This window comes from Cohnella sp. GbtcB17, from assembly GCF_019091135.1.
Taxonomy (GTDB): Bacteria; Bacillota; Bacilli; order Paenibacillales; family Paenibacillaceae; genus Cohnella.
On the sequence record NZ_JAGXJW010000049.1, the window covers coordinates 14,934 to 32,600 of the forward strand.

Here is a 17,667-nt window from a genome sequence, read left to right on the forward strand (position 1 = left end):
GGTGACTTCCACACCCCTAATATATGTGCCGGTGACGATTCGGACTGTCCATATGCCTATTTCCGGAAGAAAAATTGAGCGTTAACCGGCAGGTTTCTGCTGGTGGTAAGCGTCACTTGACGCGGAAATATTCTTTTAATCCGTCCACAATCGCCTGGGCGACGCGATCCTGGAAGCTGTCGCTGAACAGGATCGATTCTTCGGTGGCGTTCGACAAAAATCCGACCTCGAGCAGCGTCGCAGGCATGGCCGTCTCGCGCAGCACTTTGTAGCTTGCGTATTTGACTTTGCGGTCGGTGAAGCCGGTCGCTTGAACCAGATGTTTGTGCATAACGTTTGCCAGCGTCTTGCCGCTTCCTGCGTAATAATAAGTCTCCGTGCCGCGAACGGTCGGTTTGCCTGGCGCGATATTGGCATGAATCGAGACAAAAGCGTCCGCGCCGGCTTTGTTCGCGATCGTCGCACGGTCGGACAACGGAATAAACGTATCGTCATGGCGGGTCAGAACGACTTGGAAGGCCGATTCCTTCTTCAGCAGCTTTTCTACTTTAAGTGCCAACGAGAGATTAAATGACTTTTCCTGCTTATTGGTGGCGCCTATGCCGCCCGGGTCTCCATCGCCGTGACCGGGATCGATGACGACGATTTTTTTGCCGTTGTTCGGATTGACGGGGGGCGGCGTCGGCGTCGCAGTCGGCTTCAAGTCGACGACGTATACGTTCGACTCGACATCGGCTTCTTGATAAGCGGAGAAAGGCTTGTCGGCAGCCAGGTCTACCGTGACGGTGACGGTCTTGGAGACAGCGTCGGTGACGGCGTATTTGACATGGGACGCGTCAGAACCGTCGGAGATCGCAAACTCGCCCGATTGGGTCGCAGGATCGTAAGACTGCAGCGTCGAAAAAGCGGGGTCGAACACCGTATTTGGCAGTTCTACGACTATACGAGAAGGATCGGCGACCGCATACGTTTTAGGAATCAGGCTTCCGCTGAAAGAGATGGCCAGCCGGCCGTCGCTCCATCCAATCCCTTTAATCAGTCCGCCGGCAGCGGGAGACGGCGATGGTGATGGCGTTGGGGTCGCTCCGGGAGCGGGTGTCGGCGTCGCCGATGGCGTAGGCGAAGGCGGCAGCCATGGCTCCGAAGGTTGGGACGTTGTTAAAGTCACGATCTTCTTCGCATTGTCCCAGCCGATGTCGATTCCGGCGGATTCGCCGACGAATCGGAGCGGCACGAGCGTCGTGCCCGAGCGATTGACGGGAGCGGCGTTCAGCCTGACCTTGGCGTCGCCGACGCTGGCGGTCGGTTGGCCGATCGTCAGCTTGATGTCGCCGCTGCCGGACCAGATTTTCACTTGCTTGTCCGTCTGGTTCCAAGTGACGAGAAGGCCCAGATTTTCGGAGATGACGCGAATCGGGACCATGACGCTGCCTTTGACGATTTCAACCTTGTCTTTTTTCTGGAGTGACAAGGCTTGTCCGTCCAGTATGATGGTTGTGCCCGAGGATTGGGCACTGGCTTGTCCGGCGAACGAAAAACAGAAAAACAATGCTGTGAGCAGTACAAAGAAGCCGATCTGTTTCAATTCTCCACCTCATCCATGATGTTCTAGTACGTTTAGGTTAAACGCCTACTTTCGTTAAAAGGTTTCGCAAGATAGCGAAATCGGGTCGAAAGTACGACTTCTTCACGCTAAACCTGATGTCGAGGGTCGAATGAGCGAGTCGGCGGAGGAGGCATATCCTCTTTTTTTCTATTTCATACCATTATCCCATTGAGTCAGCTTGAGATAAGAGAGAAGTGAGTCAGCTTGAGATACGAGAGAAGATTGCGTCATTGCGAGACTAAAAAAGCGACTGGTTATGCTCCCCAGCTGCTCATATGACGGCCTTTCCACCGCGCTTTGCTGCCGAAATAAATCCACGGTACGACAAGAACCGGCTTTGGCCTGGTGAGCTCGTCGTATTGGATGGCGCGCGTGACCGAGCACCAGTGCAGCAAAGGAAGCAGCGCCGAGGCGGATTGAAAATGCTTGTTCAGTCGGAACGCAAATTCATCCAAATACGCCTGCAAATGCTTAGCGCCGATCCCGTTGAAGGTATCGTTGAGCCAGGCGCATGCGGATTTGGCAATGGGAAATAAAGCTTTATGCATTTTCGCATATCGGTCGCTAGTGGGGTGAACGTGCGGTTCGGTGTGCTTGCGAGCGAATGCATGATAGCCCGATGCCAGCACCCTTCGGTTAACCCGATCGACATGCGCCGGATCAGGTTGATGAAGCACGACGCGGTCCGGTTGCTCCTGTTCGTTCAACGTGGCGCCAATCAGCAGCGGCTGTTGAGCATCCTGATAGATAGGCGATCCGTAATAAAAGGCATCCAATTTATAGTCGGCGTCGATGATGACCGAAGCTTCAGCGGACTGAAGGGCGAACCTGATCTTCTGAGCGATGTGCCATGCCGTCTTATAGGTGACCTTTAAAACGTCGGATAAACGAAGCGCGCTGATGCCGCCGGACTGCGAGAGCAGGAACATCGCCTGGAACCAACGGGGTAGCGGCGTTCGGCTTCCTTCCATGATCGTACCGGTGATGATGGAGGTCTGACGACGGCAGGAGGCGCACTGATACAGAGGCAGTCTTCGAGTGCGAATGAGGGAGTAGCTGCTGCAACGGCAAGCCGGACAATGAAAGCCTTCGGGCCAGCGAAGCGCGAACAACGCATGCGCGCAAGCGGCATCCGAAGAGAAACGTTGGCAAAACTGCTCGTAAGTATCGGCTCCAACTGGCATAGCGCGCCTCCTGCAATCGCTTTTCATCCATTATAACGAACATGTGTTCCTATTTCAAGGACTTTTTTATACATAGCCAAGAACAATCGATAGTAGTTTTAGCTGATTCGATGGGATAGTGGGATGAAGAAGCGCAAAACGAAGTTACGGTTATTGGCTTGTAAATGAATGGTAATTACATAACTGAAAATTTCTCTGTTTGGCAGCTGAACGCGTTTTAAAAATACGCAAGAAGAATTGCTTTGATTGACACCAGTTGCCAAGCTGCTTATAATATGAACCATCTAAATGAAGGAGGCTGATGTTATATGTCGAGCGTAGCGCTGATTGTGCTGTCGTCCGTCGCGTTTGCATCGGTCTCGAACGGAGCCGGCTTGGGAGACTGAGCCTTTTTTCGGCCATCACGGCCGGCTACCGCGGAGACCGACAGGTCCCCGCGGTTTTTTGTTGTGCACGCAAACTCTCCCCATTTGTACGGTCGTATCGACTGTATGGGCATCAGCGGCAGTATGGGCACGGCGATTGTCGTCACGCTTTGCTCTGAGGGAGGGCTTCGTCCGGCCGCAGGGGGACCTGGGGCTTTTTTGTGTTTTTCCGGATTGTTAAGACTTGGACCAAAAATTAATTTTAAGGGGTTATCCGACGAATGAACGAATATGCAAAAACTGCTTGGCCGGAAATGGAAATTTACGGCTGGGACGAGGAGCGGGACAGGGATTATGCGGCTATGCCGCCTATCGGCAAAAAGCTCGCGCCGGCTCGCGTCGTCGCGCAGTTCAGCCATCAGTACCGCATCGCGACGCCATGGGGAGACCGGCTGGCCGAGGTGTCCGGCAAGTTCGCCTATGCGGCGGCGACGCCAGGAGACTACCCCGCGGTCGGAGATTGGGTGGCTGCCGAGCTGCCGGACGGCGACTCGCACGCTGTCGTTCACGTGGTGCTGCCGAGACGGACGTCGATCGTGCGCAGGGCGGCGGGCAGCCGACCGGACGAACAGATTATCGGCGCGAATATCGACACGGTATTTATCGTCGTATCGCTGAACGAGGATTGGAATTTGCGCCGCATCGAACGCTATCTGATCGCCGTGCGCGACGGAGGAGCGAGGCCGGTGTTGCTGCTGACGAAGGCGGATTTGTGCGAGGACCCGGACAGGTATGTCCGGGAAGCGAGGGCGATCGCGCCTGAAGTACCTATCTTCCCGGTGAGCGCGCTGCTCGACCAGGGACGCGAGGCGCTGGCGTCATATCTTGCACCGGGATTGACGGTCGGCGCGACGGGCTCGTCGGGCGTGGGCAAGTCCACGCTGCTCAACTGGCTGGCGGGCGAAAGCCGGCAAGCCGTGCAGGGCATTCGCGAGGACGACGCCCGAGGCCGTCATACGACGACGCATCGCGAGCTGTTCGTGTTGCCGTCGGGCGCGATTTGGCTCGACACGCCGGGCATGCGGGAGCTGCAGCTATGGGAGTCGGAGGACGGCTGGCAGGCGACGTTTTCCGATATCGAAGCGTTGGCTGCGTCTTGCCGCTTCCGCGATTGCAGGCACGAGGCCGAGCAAGGCTGCGCCGTGCGGGAAGCGCTTGACGGCGGCGAGCTCGATCCGGCTCGCTACGCGAACTATCGCAAGACGGAGCGGGAGCTGGCGCGTCTCGCGCAGAAGGAGCAGCGCGCAGGCAAGCGACTCGCCAAGGAGGCGGCTGCGCGAGGCGCGAAGTCGGCCGTAGGCGGCGCGAGGCAGAAGCGGATGCGACATTTCGAGGCCGATGAATGACAAAAGGCGGGCCGTGGAGGCCCGCCTTCTGTCATTCATCTCCCCCAAGCCAGCATCTTGCGCTGGAACTCCTTGGGCGAGCAGTGGTTGAAGCGTTTGAACATTTTGTAGAAATGAGCCATGTTCGGCATGCCGATGCGGTCGCCGACCTCGCTGACGCTGAGATCGCGGGTGAGCAGCAGCTGCTCGGCGGTCTTGATCTTGCGAAAGTTGACGTATTCGGTGAACGAGATGCCCATCGCTTTTTTGAAAAACTTGACGAAGTAATAATAGCTCATATTCGCCAGCCGGCAGGCGTCTTCGACGGTGACGCGCCCGGTGATGCCGGACTCCACGTAGTCGAGCACGGGCTTCAGCCGAATGCGTTCGACGCGGTCCTGTCCTGCGAGCAGCCCCATCTTGTCGTGACGGATCATGACAAGCAGTATTTTTTTGATCAGCAGATTGACCGCGAGCTCGTAGCCCGCTTCCTTGCGGCGCGCTTCTTCGTAGATCTCGGCGATGCAGGCGGCCGTTTCGCGTCTTGCGACGGCGTTTTCCTTGAACAGATAGTTCATCGCGCTTAAAGGAACCTTCGTCTCGTTGAAGTATTGCAAATACGAGATCGTGCTCTGGTCAAAAAAGGCTTGGAGGTCGAACTGCAGCACGAGATACTGCACCTGGTCGTCGCCGTAGCTCCGGTCGCGGTGCAGCTGCGAGCTGCCGAGCACGACGACGTCTCCTTCGCGCATGACATGCGTCTCGCCGTTCACATCGACGTCAAGACGGCCGCTCTGGACGAGCAGCAGCTCGCATTCGGGGTGATGGTGCCAGCCGTAGAGCAGATCGGCGTGCCGCGTCGCCTGCCATACCTTAATCGAGAGCAGCGGGTTCTCGTATTCGATTTTCTCCTGTCTTGCCTGCATGCCGGGTGGCCTCCCTGACCAAAATCGCATAACGACCGCGCACCATTGTACATGGGAATCCGGTGGATGAATGATATACTTGAATTGTAGTTCTATCAGCGCGAACATTCAAGGAGGACAACCTTTTGAGTCAAGTGCACGTGGGCATGATCGGCTGCGGAGGCATTGCCTTCGGCAAGCACCTGCCGTCGCTCGCCAAGATTCCCGAAGCTAAAATAACCGCGTTTTTCGACGTCTCTCAAGAACGGGCGCACGACGCCAAGAACAAGTTCGGCACGCCGGATGCGCGCGTCTACGACAACGTACAGGCGCTGCTCCACGATCCCGACGTTCATGTCGTGCACGTGTGCACGCCGAACGATACGCATGCCGAGATTTCCATCGCCGCGATGGAAGCGGGCAAGCACGTGCTCTGCGAAAAGCCGATGGCGAAGACGTCCGCCGACGCCCAGCGCATGCTCGAGGTGTCCGAGCGCACCGGCCGCAAGCTGAGCATCGCCTACCAGAACCGCTATCGCGCGGACAGCCGCTGGCTGTATGCCGCCTGCCGCGGCGGCGAACTCGGAGAGGTGTATCTGGCCAAGGCGCATGCGGTCCGCCGCCGCGCGGTGCCGACATGGGGCGTGTTCCTCGATCTGGAAAAGCAAGGCGGAGGCCCGCTGATCGATATCGGCACGCACGCGCTCGACCTGGCGCTGTGGATGATGGACAACTACGAACCGAAGACGGTGCTCGGGACGACCTACCGCAAGCTCGCGGAGCAAGGGAGCCCGGCCAACGCTTGGGGCAACTGGAATCCGGAGGCGTTCACGGTCGAGGACTCGGCGTTCGCGATGATCACGATGAAAAACGGCGCGACCGTATGGGTCGAATCGAGCTGGGCACTTAACACGCTGGATGTCGACGAGGCCAAGGTAACACTGCACGGCTCCAAGGCCGGCGCCGACATGAAGGGCGGCCTGCGCGTCAACGGCGAGGAGCACGGCCAACTGTACACCAAGGAGATTCTGCTCGGCAATCAGTTCGATCCGTCGATGCCGAACGACTCTGCCGAGCGCGAGGCGCGCGCCTGGATCGACGCGATCCTGAATGATCAAGCGCCGGTCGTCACCGCCCGCCAAGGCTATGTAGTGCAGCAGATTCTTGAAGCGATCTACGAATCCGCGAACAAGGGACAAGCGATCTCCTTCGATTAAGCCTGCGGCGGTCTACGCGTAGTTCAACCGCGTCGCCGAAAGTCATCTCCGTTTTCCCGCAAAACGGAGATGACTTTCGGCGACCGTTCCTGTAAACTAAGTTTGCTGGATAAACAAAGACATCTTGGACCTCTAATTATGAAAGGTTGGGTGAAGCGCTCGTGAAATTGGGAGTATTTCTCGTATTGTTCGGCCAGCAGGACCTCGAAGCCGCGCTGGATACGGCCAAAGCGGCCGGTCTCGAAGCCGTAGAACTCGGCTGCGGCGGTTTTCCCGGCACCGCGCACGTTAATGCGCGGGAAGTGCTGAATGACGAAGCCGCGATCGCGCGCATCAAAAATGCGGTCGATTCCCGCGGCATGACGATCAGCGCGCTGAGCGTGCACGGCAATCCGCTGCACCCCGATGCAAGCGTTGCCAAGTCCGATCACGAAGACTTCGTCGCTACCGTCCAACTGGCGGAAAAGCTTGGCGTCGACACCGTCATCACATTCTCCGGTTGCCCCGGCGAATCGGAGAATTCCAAATATCCGTCCTGGGTTACCTGCCCTTGGCCGCCGGACTTCCTGACCGTGCTCGAGTGGCAGTGGAACGAAATCGCGATTCCTTACTGGAAAGAGCAATCCGCGTTCTGCCGCAAGCATGGTGTGCGCGTCGCGATCGAATCCCACCCGGGCTTCCTCGTGTACAACACCGAGACCGCGCTGCGCCTGCGCCGCGAAGCCGGCGACAATATCGGCGTCAACTTCGACCCGGCCCACCTGTTCTGGCAGGGCATGGACCCAATCGAGTGCGTGAAGGCGCTCAGCGATTCGATCTTCCACGTGCACGCCAAGGACACGAAGATCGACGCGCGCAACACCGCGCTGAACGGCGTGCTCGACACGAAGCACTACGGCGACATCCTGAACCGTTCGTTCGTCTTCCGCACGGTCGGCTACGGGCATGACGACGAATTCTGGAAAGACCTCGTCAGCACGCTGCGTCTGGTCGGCTACGACGGCGTCATCAGCATCGAGCACGAGGACGGCATCATGAGCGTGAACGAAGGCTTTACCAAAGCCGCAGGCTTCCTGAACAACCTCATCCTGAAGGAAAGCGCGGGTGAGATGTGGTGGGCGTAAACCAAAAAACGTTAAACGTCGGCATGGTGGGCTACAAGTTCATGGGCAAAGCTCATAGCCATGCGTACAAGGACGTCGGCATGTTCTTCGATCTCGAAGCGCCGGTCGTCATGAAGGCGATCTGCGGACGGGACGAGCAGGGCGTCAAGGAAGCGGCCGACAAGTTCGGCTGGGAGAGCTATGAGACCGACTGGAAAAAGCTCGTCGCGCGCGACGATATCGACTTCATCGACATCAACGCGCCGTGCGACGCGCATAAAGAAATCGCGCTGGCCGCGCTTGCCGCCGGCATGCACGTCTTCTGCGAAAAGCCGTTGGCGTTGAATCTGGCGGACGCGCGCGAAATGTTGGACGCCGCCGAAAAAGCGGGCGTCAAGCACGCGATCTGCTTCAACTACCGCTTCTTGCCGGCCGTTCAACTGGCCAAGCAGATCATCGAAAGCGGCAAGCTCGGCGAGATCCACCACTATCGCGCGACCTACCTGCAGGACTGGCTGGTCGATCCCGAAGCGCCGCTCGCCTGGCGCCTGAAGAAGGAAGTCGCCGGCTCCGGCACGCACGGCGACCTGAACGCGCACAGCATTGACCTCGCCCGCTTCCTGATCGGCGAGTTCGACCGCGTCGTCGGCCACAGCCGCACGTTCGTGAAGCAGCGCCCGATCCCTTCGTCGACGTCCGGCTTGTCCGGCAAGGGCACGTCCGAGATGGGCGAAGTGACCGTAGACGACGCTACCGGCTTCCTGGCCGATTTCAAGAATGGCGCGATGGGCGTGTTCATCGCAACCCGCTTCGCGGCAGGCCGCAAAAACCACAACACGTTCGAAATCCACGGCAGCAAGGGCACGTTGCGCTGGGATCTCGAGCGTCTGAACGAGCACGAAGTTTACTTCCGCGAGGACGAGCCCGAGCTGGCCGGCTTCCGCACGATTCTGGCGACCGATCCGTCGCACAAATACGCGGGCAACTGGTGGCCGGCCGGTCACATCATCGGCTACGGGCACGGTTTCGTGCACATCGTGTACGAATTCCTGCAGCATATGGCGACCGGCTCGCCGTTTGCGCCAACGTTCCTGGATGGCGTGCGCTGCCAAGAGGTGCTTGAAGCGGTCGATCTGTCGATCGAGCGCGGCAAGTGGGTCGGCATCGAAGAAGTATAATGACATTTCGGCGGCATGACGCTCGCCGGCACACGCAATCCCTCGGCTCCTCAGGAGCCGGGGGATTGTTTTTTGTGCGGTCGTCCCATTATCCCATCGGATCAGACGAAGCGAATCAGACGAAGCGAATCAGACGAATTGGATCAGACGAGGGGGGAGGGGGCGAGGGAAGGCGGGGGGCGGCGGCGTTCGTCAATTAAGGCGACGAATTCCCGTATGTCATTCATTTCAAATCAATGTTAGTATGTTCTCGTATCTCAGTAGCATCGACCCGAAAATAGTAGGATCCACCCTGTAGACTGCAATCCGAACATCTGATAATAGAGGATATTACAGGCGCAGGGAGGTTATCCGAATGAATCGTTATACGTTCCGGAAAGACGTGGCCGTCTATGGCAAATCGGATATTTTAGTCGTGGGAGGCGGTCCGGCGGGCGTGGCTGCGGCTATCGCGGCGGCAAGGCGCGGCAAACGAGTGACGCTGCTCGAGCAATCCGGACAATTGGGCGGAATGGGCACCCTGGGCAATGTAAGCGTATTTATGGGCGTGGGCAATGTGACGGGCATATACCGGGAGATCGTGTCCGAAGCGCTGCCGCAGCAGGCGGTCCCGGACGATCATAAAGGCTCGATCTGGCCGCAGTACAATCCGTTCCGACTGCGGCATTATTTGAACGAGAAGCTGGAAAAGGAAGGCGTCAACGTGCTGTTTCACGTCAGCTGCGCGGGAACCGTCACCGAGCAGGGGCAGGTCAAGGCGGTCATCGCGAATTCGCGCGAAGGGCTGCTGGCGTTCGAAGCCGACGTGTTCATCGACTGCACGGGAGACGGGCGCGTCGCGATCGAAGCCGGGGCCGACTACACTTCGGGGCGCGAAGCCGACGGCATGACCCAACCCATGACGCTTATGTTTATGATGCAAAATACCGGTCAGCCCGTTATTCGGCAACTGCCGGAGGGCTGCTATCATTATGAAAACGTGTCCGAATTGCCGCAAGGAAGACTGCTTCATTGGGAGCAAAGCGAGCCGGGCAGCCTGCTCGTCAACATGACCCGTGTGAGAGGGAACGGGGCCAACGTCAAGGACGTCAGCTATGCGGAAAAAGAGTCGCTGCGGCAGGCGTTCTCCGTCGCCGACTATTTGCAGCGCAACGGATTTGAGAACTATGCGCTCTCCCATATTCCGGGACAAGTCGGCGTCAGGGAGACGAATCAGATCGTCGGTCATTATACGCTGACCGAGGACGATATTCTGTCCAGCCGAAGATTCGACGACGTGGTGGCGCAGACCAACTACGAGATCGATATCCACAATCCGGACGGCAAGGCGGGCACCGACGAACGGGAAGTGAAGGGATACGACATTCCGTACCGCTGCATGCTGCCGCAAGGCGTGCAAGGCTTGCTCGTTGCGGGACGCTCGATCTCGGCTACGCACGTGGCCATGTCGTCGATGCGGGTGCAGGCGACGTGTTATGCGCTTGGCCAAGCTGCCGGCATCGCAGCCGCGATCGCGTCGGATCGAGGAATCCCGCCGGAGCATGTCGGCATGGATGAACTGCACCATGCGCTAAGCCTTCAGAACGTGGTGTTTTTAAAGAACGCTCCCCAGCGAATCGATGATTGAATGTCGTTCCTCCATTTTCGGATAAGGAGATTGGCACGATGTATAAGTTGGTCATTATCGACGATGAACCGGCCGTCCGCGGCGGACTCGGCAAATTCGTGGATTGGAGCGAATACGGGATCGTATTGGCCGGAACGGCGGACGACGGCGATACGGGGCTGGCACTGATCGAGCGGGTCAAGCCCGACATCGTGCTGACGGACGTGATGATGCCGGCGATGGACGGGATCCGTATGTCTCGGGACGTACGGGAGCGGTTCCCGGAGACGAAGATCGTCTTCATCAGCGGCCACAATGACGCCGGCTATTTGCGCTCGGCCTTGCAGATACATGCCGCCGATTATATTTTCAAACCGGTTAAGCGGACAGAGCTTCGGAAGGTCATCGAAGCGATCGTGCAGGACTTGCACGCCAAAGAAAAGGAGCGGCAGTTGCTCAAGGAGATGCAAATCAAGCTGAGTCAAAGCATGCCGCTGCTGCGCGAGAAATTTCTGATGTCATTGATTCAGGACGGCATCGCCGATGCAGAAGGCGTGCAGGAAAAGGCGGCGTTTCTTAATCTGAACCTGCCGCTCGATATGCCCTATCTCGTGCTTGCGATAACGATCGACGACCTGGAGGAAGCGTACGGCGGCCGCTCCGAGCGGGACAAACAGTTGTTGGCGTATTCGCTTTTGAACATCGTTCAGGAATTGATCGATCGCTATCTGCCCGGATATGCGTTCGAGAACAGAGCGGCCGAATACGTCGCGCTGCTTGTGCTTGACGAGCGGCTGGAGGACCCGGAGGCCACACTGCTCGCGCTTGCCGGTGCAATCCGGGACAATCTGCGGCGCTGGCTGAAGATCGGCGTGACGATCGGCGTAGGCGAACGGGCCGAGCATCTCGGCTTGCTGCCGGCGTCCTACCGGCATGCCCGCGAAGCGGCCGATCAGAAGTGGTATATGGGAAAAAACCAGGTCATTACGATGGACAGCCTCGAAACGGGAACGGCAGACCCCATCAGGTTCGATTCTCGCCAGAGCGAGCGGCTGGTGTCCGCGCTGAAGTCGGGAGAGAAGCACCGGTTGGAGACGGAGCTGGAAGAAGTCTTCGAGCCGCTGGCGCCGATCCGCAAGGAAGGCTTCAAATACGTCCGGCATGCGGGGCTGCAAATGATCGCGCTCGCCGGCAGGCTGCTGCTTGAACTCAACCTGCTTAACCGCGAGAAGGAGGAGCTGGAAGCCCGGGCGCTGGATCGGCTCATGAAGCTGGAGACGATGGCCGAGCTGAAAAGCTTCGTAAGCGACTACCTATACGGCATCTGCTGCTGGATTCAGGAGAAGCGGAGCGGACGGTCGAGCAACGTGATCGAGCAAACGCAGAAATTTATAGACGAAAATTACGCCAAAAACGTATCGATCGCGGACATTGCGGCCAGCGTCTACCTCAGCCAGACGTATGTCAGTCTCTTGTTCAAGCAGGAGACCGGCGAGACCATTTACGAATACTTGATGAAGGTCCGCATCGAGAAGGCGAAGGAGCTGCTGCGCGATCCCCGCATCAAGTTCTACGAAGTGTGCGAGCTGGTCGGCTATACGGACCCGAGCTATTTCGGCAAACTGTTCAAAAAGATGACCGGACTTACGCTTAGCGCCTACCGGAATCAGCAGTAGAAGGAACGGAACGGGGTTTCATGCCAAAGGAGTCGATCCAGTGAAAAGCGTCCTGCGCAAGAAAAGGAACCGCGCATTCGATCTGTGGGAAGGAATCCTGGCAGCCAGAAGGTGGATACTCGCCTACGGGCTGCTCATTTTTCTGCCGGCCTGCATCATGTTGTTCGTTTATTACGAGCAGTCCTCGCGGATTTTGCAGGAGGAAGTGACCCAGACGATGAAGCAGACGCTGAAGCAAGCGGGCATTAATCTGAGCTCGCGCCTCGACTACGTGCAGCACTCGTCCGATTCTTTGTTCATGAACCATAAGTTGTATGAAAACTTGGAACCCGCCGGTCCGATCATCGAGCGCATCAATCAATCGAAGGAGCTCCGCAATTTGCTCGAATCGGCGCAGACGGCGCCGGATATTGCGAGGGCGCGCATTTTTACCGATCCGAGAAACATATACGGCTTCGATTTGTTGAATCTTTTTCCGCTGGATCACTTGAAAGAACGCCCTTGGCGCGAAGAAGTCAACAACGCGGGCGGCAGCATCGTATGGACGGGAGTCTACGAGGAAGATTACCTGGACGCGGGGCCGACGCGAATTCTTTCCTGTGTCCGCATCCTGCGGCACCCGCGGAATTTCGATCAAACGCTTGGCGTGCTCATGCTGGACGTACCCGAAAAGACGGTCGCGGACATCTTATCCGAGCTTGATTTTCCGGCGCAAAGCCGCGTCTATGTGATGGACCGCGGCGGGACGGTCATCTATAGCGCGGAGCCGGCGTTGATCGGCACCAGGTCCGCACTCGCGAACGCGTCCGACGAAGGCATCCTCGAACGGTCCGAGGGCGGCGTCGACTTGTTCGAGGTGCTAGCACCGATCAAAACGACGGATTGGCGGCTCGTGCTGGAGGTGCCTAAGACAGGCTTGACGCATCGCACGACGGCGTTAAGCCAGTGGTCCGGCATCGCCACGATCGCAGGCATGACCGTCATGTTTCTGATCCTCGTATTCGTGCTGCTGGCGTTCGTTATCAACGGCATGAACCGACGGATCAAGTCGGTCGTCAAAACGATCCGCATGGAAGGCGTAGAAGGGCTGGATGAGCCGCGTCCGAACAGAGAGGGCGATTTTTACTTGCTGGAGCGGGTCGTCGATCACCTGGTGCATCGGGTGAAGGATCTGATGGAGGAAGCCTACCGTTCGAAAATGCTGGAGCGGGAGGCCGAGCTTCGCGCGCTGCAAGCGCAGATTAATCCGCACTTTCTCTACAATACGCTGGACACGATCAACTGGCTTGCGATCTCCCGCGAGGCCGACGATATCAGCCATATGATCGAAAGTCTGTCCGACTATTTCCGGCTCAGCCTGAACAAGGGAAAGGATCATGTCCGCGTAGCGGACGAGCTGGAGCTCGCCGGCGTCTATCTGGAGATACAGCAAAATCGGTTCCCTTCCACGTTTACGTTCGCGATCGAATCGGATCCGGAAGCGAGCGCGTGCATCATTCCGAAGCTGACGCTGCAGCCGATCGTCGAGAATGCGCTCCTGCACGGCATACGCAAGGACAAGAGCAAGATAGGCACAATCTGCATTTGCGCGAAGCGGCACGGCGACGAGCTGGAGATAACCGTATCGGACGACGGCATCGGCATGGAGGAGCGGCTGGCTGCCGGCCTGTTGTCCGAAGCGCGTCCTTCGCAGCGTTCCGAAGGGGGCGGCAGCTCGTACGGGCTTTACAACGTGAACGAGCGGATCAAGCTGATGGCCGGCTATGAGTACGGGCTTGCGATCCGTTCCCGTCCCGGAGCTGGCACTGTCGTAACCGTTCGGCTGAAGGCTTCGACGGAGCGCATAACAGAGTAGGATAGGACGAGAAAGTGTCAGATCGCCATCTACATGACGCATTCTCCTGCAGGTACAATGAAGCCATAAGTGCAGGAGGTGCTAGCATGATATGAACGAATGGATTACCCCGTTGAAGGAAAAGGCAGAACGGAACGACGTTTTGCGAAAGCGCGGCAGCAGACGGCGATTGGTATGGCGCAACATCGATACGTATTTGCTGCTTGTACCCGGGCTGCTATTGTTGCTCCTCTTCAAATATATCCCCATGTACGGCATCGTGATCGCGTTTCAGGATTACAACATTTTCGACGGGATCTCGGCAAGCGAATGGGTCGGGCTCGAGCAGTTCCGCAAGCTCACGCATTCTGCGGAGTTCATGCAGGTATTTGCGAATACGCTGCTCATCAGCATCTACAAGATCGTGCTGTTGTTCCCGATTCCCATCCTCATCGCGCTGCTTCTGAACGAGATTCGCTTCACGGCGTTCAAGCGGACCGTGCAGACGATCATTTACATGCCCCACTTTTTGTCCTGGGTGATCATCTCCGGTTTGTTCATGACCATCCTGTCTCCCTCCGACGGTCTCGTCAATGCCGTCATTCAATGGTTCGGCGGCGAACCGATCCATTTTTTTATGGACAACAGCGTGTTTCGAAGCGTCGTCGTGTTCACGGCGGGCTGGAAGGAGATCGGATGGAACGCCATCATTTTTATCGCAGCGCTCGCCGGCATCGAGCAGGAGCAGTACGAGGCGGCTTCGATCGACGGCGCGAGCCGGCTGCACCAGATGTGGCATATCTCGCTTCCCGGCTTATTACCGACGATCATCCTGATGTTCATTCTGAGGCTCGGCATCGTGCTGGACGCGGGCACGGAGCAGATTCTGACGATGTACAACCCGACCGTCTACGAATCCGGCGACGTCATCGGCACCTATGTCTACCGGACGGGCCTCGGCAAGATGGATTACAGCTTCAGCACCGCGGTCGGCCTGTTCAATTCGGTCATCGGGTTCATTCTCGTCGTCTCGGGCAACTGGTTCAGCAAGCGGGTGTTGAAGCGCGGAATCTGGTAAGGGAGCGTTGACATGCACATTCATAAAAGAACGTTTGGCGACTGGGCGCTGGACATTTTCGTCTATGGCTTCATGATCGTATTGGGACTCGTCACCTTGCTGCCCATGATCCACGTATTCTCCAAATCCGTAAGCTCGGATTGGGCGCTCGTGTCGGGACGCGTAGACCTGCTGCCGGTCGGCTTCCAGCTCGATACGCTGGCGACCGTCGTGACCTCTTACGCATTCGGCAGGGCCTTCCTCATCTCGGCCATCGTGACGTCGGTGGGAACGCTGCTCAGCATCCTGGTGACGGCGATCACCGCCTATCCGTTGTCTAAGCGCCATCTGCCCGGCATTTCCTTCATCATGGTATTGTTCGTCTTCACGATGCTGTTCAACGGCGGGCTCATTCCCAATTACCTGCTGATCCGCGAGCTGCATCTGATCAACAATCTATGGTCGCTTATCTTGCCGGCGATGATCAGCGTGTTCAATATGCTGGTGATCAAGAGTTATTACGAAGGGCTTCCCGAAGCGCTTGAAGAATCGGCGCGCATCGACGGAGCGAGGTCTTATACGATCCTATTCCGCATCATTTTGCCGCTCAGCATGCCCGTCCTCGCCACGATCGCCTTGTTCTATGCCGTCGGCTTCTGGAACGATTACTTCAGTCCGATGCTCTACATCAGCGATCCTGCGCTCAAAACGCTTCAATTGCATCTGCGGGACGTCGTGATGGAAAACGACACGGCAAACGCGATCAACAGGTCGGCGGACGATCTGATGAATATGTCGCCGGAAAGTATCCGGGCCGCTACCGTAGTCGCCTCGACCGTCCCCATTCTACTCGTGTATCCGTTTCTTCAGAAGTATTTTATCAAGGGCGTATTGATCGGCTCCGTCAAAGGCTGACGCTGCATTAACGCCGGCGGAAACGTGCCGCCGCTTAATGATAAATCGTAAATTTGCCATGGGAGGTTTAAAAAAAGATGAAGAAAAAGATGAAATGGGTCGCGCTGCCTGCGACCTTAAGCCTTATACTTCTATCCGCTTGCGGATCGAACGGAGAGGGAGCGGGCCATGCGGAAAACAGCGCCCCGGCGCCGTCCACGCAGTCCCCGCCCGCCAGCGAAGCCGCCAAGCCCGAATTGAAAGCGCTTATGCGCCTGGGCCCCAACTTCGAAAAAGATCCGATCGCCGCCATGCTCGAAGAGAAGACCGGCTACAAAGTCAATTACGAGGCGCTTCCGGTGGATAAGCCGGAGGACAAACTCAACCTGCTGATCGCTTCCTCCGAGCCGTACGATATCGTCTCGACGGGCGGAGACAGCAGCTCCAAAGCGATCTATGCCGATTATGCCAAAAAGGGCGCGTTGGTCGATCTGACGCCGCTCATCGAGAAATACGGCAAAAACATCAAGGCGTCGCTATCCCCGGAAACGCTGGAAATGGCCAAGGTCGACGGTAAAATCTATGCGATTCCGACGAGGTCCATCGAGTCGGTCGGCACGAGCCTGATGATCCGCAAGGACTGGCTGGATAAGGTGGGGATGCAAGTCCCGACGACGCTTGACGAGCTGACGGCCGTTCTCAAAGCGTTCAAGGAGAAGGATCCGGGCGGCAACGGCGCCAAGAACATCCCGATGGCCATCAAGGGCGACGTTCCGATGGTCGACAACATCGTCGGCGCCTTCGGCATCGTCAACGACTGGAACGACGTAAACGGTCAGCTGGTCCCCCGCGCCATGAACCCTTCGTTTAAACAATATTTGGCGTACATGTCCGATCTGTACAAGCAAGGCCTGCTCGATCAGGAGTTCGCGATCAACAAGGACGCGACGGTGAAGGAAAAGTTCACGAACGGCAAGGCCGGCGTCATCGTGCTGCACTGGGCCGACATACCGCCGATCGACGACGCGCTGAAGAAAAACTTCCCGGATGCCGCGTACGCGTACATTCCCGCGCTGGCAGGCAAAGACGGCCAGACAGGTCTGGCCCAATCGTCCGGCTTCGACCGGATCACCTTCGTTCCGAAATCCTCCAAGCATCCGGAAGACGCGATCAAATGGATCGACGCCAAGCTGGACCCGAATACGTTCAAAAATATGGCGATCGGCCTGGAGGGCACGCACCATACGTTCAAGGATGGAAATTACTACCCGATTCTGCCGATCTTCAACGACGAGCGCGGCTCGGCCAGCAACTACCTGACCGGCATCGACGAGAAAAATTATCCGATCTATTGGCAGGCCCGCGTCCGCAAGGACGAGCGGCTCTACAAAGGCTGGGAAGCGCTGAACAAGCAGCAGAAGCCGGAAGCGTTCAAGAAAAATCCGCTCGGATTGGCGCCTTATTTGCCGGATTACTCCAAGGAGGACGCGCAGCTGGGACAGATGGTCAACGATTATGCCGTCAAAGTGATCGTCGGCGCCGAGCAATTGGCTGGATTCGACGCCTTCACGGACAATTACAAAAAGGCAGGCGGCCAAACGAGCTACGACGAAATCAACGCCTGGTACGCGACGGTGAAGAAATAACGCAGTGCGGC

General features: G+C 57.5%; 13 protein-coding genes. 10 read left to right on the forward strand and 3 right to left on the reverse strand.

Annotated features, from left to right (window positions below):
- Positions 1-112: 112 nt before the first annotated feature.
- Complete coding sequence (locus KVT38_RS24015) at positions 113-1,585, reverse strand: N-acetylmuramoyl-L-alanine amidase (RefSeq protein WP_217596285.1); 1,473 nt, start codon at positions 1,583-1,585, stop codon at positions 113-115.
- A gap of 275 nt (positions 1,586-1,860) precedes the next feature.
- Positions 1,861-2,817, reverse strand: a complete 957-nt coding sequence (locus KVT38_RS24020; RefSeq protein WP_306795357.1) for a transposase — start codon at positions 2,815-2,817, stop codon at positions 1,861-1,863.
- 619 nt (positions 2,818-3,436) lie between these two features.
- Between KVT38_RS24020 and rsgA the strand changes: the two genes are divergently transcribed.
- Entirely contained in the window at positions 3,437-4,561 is a 1,125-nt protein-coding gene (gene rsgA / locus KVT38_RS24025) for a ribosome small subunit-dependent GTPase A (protein WP_254639511.1), read from the forward strand.
- Positions 4,562-4,596: 35 nt separating this feature from the next.
- Here the strand turns inward: rsgA and KVT38_RS24030 are convergent, their stop codons facing one another.
- On the reverse strand, positions 4,597-5,466 hold the full coding sequence (locus KVT38_RS24030) for an AraC family transcriptional regulator (RefSeq protein WP_217596287.1): 870 nt from the start codon (positions 5,464-5,466) through the stop codon (positions 4,597-4,599).
- A 125-nt stretch (positions 5,467-5,591) separates the two neighbouring features.
- Between KVT38_RS24030 and KVT38_RS24035 the strand changes: the two genes are divergently transcribed.
- From KVT38_RS24035 to KVT38_RS24075, 9 genes are all read left to right on the forward strand, one after another.
- The gene (locus KVT38_RS24035; protein WP_217596288.1) at positions 5,592-6,662 is read left to right on the forward strand and encodes a Gfo/Idh/MocA family protein; all 1,071 of its coding nucleotides are present in this window, start codon (positions 5,592-5,594) and stop codon (positions 6,660-6,662) included.
- A gap of 161 nt (positions 6,663-6,823) precedes the next feature.
- On the forward strand, positions 6,824-7,786 hold the full coding sequence (locus KVT38_RS24040) for a sugar phosphate isomerase/epimerase family protein (RefSeq protein ID WP_217596289.1): 963 nt from the start codon (positions 6,824-6,826) through the stop codon (positions 7,784-7,786).
- 23 nt (positions 7,787-7,809) lie between these two features.
- The gene (locus KVT38_RS24045; RefSeq protein ID WP_217596321.1) at positions 7,810-8,943 is read left to right on the forward strand and encodes a Gfo/Idh/MocA family protein; all 1,134 of its coding nucleotides are present in this window, start codon (positions 7,810-7,812) and stop codon (positions 8,941-8,943) included.
- A 355-nt stretch (positions 8,944-9,298) separates the two neighbouring features.
- Positions 9,299-10,570, forward strand: coding sequence for an FAD-dependent oxidoreductase (locus KVT38_RS24050; protein ID WP_217596290.1), 1,272 nt, complete (start codon positions 9,299-9,301; stop codon positions 10,568-10,570).
- Positions 10,571-10,608: 38 nt separating this feature from the next.
- Positions 10,609-12,225, forward strand: coding sequence for a response regulator (locus KVT38_RS24055; protein WP_217596291.1), 1,617 nt, complete (start codon positions 10,609-10,611; stop codon positions 12,223-12,225).
- Positions 12,226-12,265: 40 nt separating this feature from the next.
- A complete protein-coding gene (locus KVT38_RS24060) occupies positions 12,266-14,080 on the forward strand; it encodes a cache domain-containing sensor histidine kinase (protein ID WP_217596292.1) in 1,815 nt (604 codons plus the stop codon).
- A gap of 91 nt (positions 14,081-14,171) precedes the next feature.
- Positions 14,172-15,137 (forward strand): ABC transporter permease, encoded by a 966-nt coding sequence (locus KVT38_RS24065; RefSeq protein ID WP_217596293.1) that lies wholly within the window; start codon positions 14,172-14,174, stop codon positions 15,135-15,137.
- Between the two features lie 12 nt (positions 15,138-15,149).
- On the forward strand, positions 15,150-16,031 hold the full coding sequence (locus tag KVT38_RS24070; RefSeq protein ID WP_254639512.1) for a carbohydrate ABC transporter permease: 882 nt from the start codon (positions 15,150-15,152) through the stop codon (positions 16,029-16,031).
- A 77-nt stretch (positions 16,032-16,108) separates the two neighbouring features.
- The gene (locus KVT38_RS24075) at positions 16,109-17,656 is read left to right on the forward strand and encodes an extracellular solute-binding protein (protein ID WP_217596294.1); all 1,548 of its coding nucleotides are present in this window, start codon (positions 16,109-16,111) and stop codon (positions 17,654-17,656) included.
- Positions 17,657-17,667 lie beyond the last annotated feature (11 nt).

Coding starts and splice junctions, on each gene's coding strand:
- KVT38_RS24020 (WP_306795357.1), bottom strand. CDS start 2,817: ATGAAAAGCGATTGCAGGAGGCGCGCTATGCCAGTTGGAGCCGATACT.
- rsgA (WP_254639511.1), top strand. CDS start 3,437: ATGAACGAATATGCAAAAACTGCTTGGCCGGAAATGGAAATTTACGGC.
- KVT38_RS24030 (WP_217596287.1), bottom strand. CDS start 5,466: ATGCAGGCAAGACAGGAGAAAATCGAATACGAGAACCCGCTGCTCTCG.
- KVT38_RS24045 (WP_217596321.1), top strand. CDS start 7,810: ATGGTGGGCTACAAGTTCATGGGCAAAGCTCATAGCCATGCGTACAAG.
- KVT38_RS24050 (WP_217596290.1), top strand. CDS start 9,299: ATGAATCGTTATACGTTCCGGAAAGACGTGGCCGTCTATGGCAAATCG.
- KVT38_RS24055 (WP_217596291.1), top strand. CDS start 10,609: ATGTATAAGTTGGTCATTATCGACGATGAACCGGCCGTCCGCGGCGGA.
- KVT38_RS24065 (WP_217596293.1), top strand. CDS start 14,172: ATGAACGAATGGATTACCCCGTTGAAGGAAAAGGCAGAACGGAACGAC.
- KVT38_RS24070 (WP_254639512.1), top strand. CDS start 15,150: ATGCACATTCATAAAAGAACGTTTGGCGACTGGGCGCTGGACATTTTC.
- KVT38_RS24075 (WP_217596294.1), top strand. CDS start 16,109: ATGAAGAAAAAGATGAAATGGGTCGCGCTGCCTGCGACCTTAAGCCTT.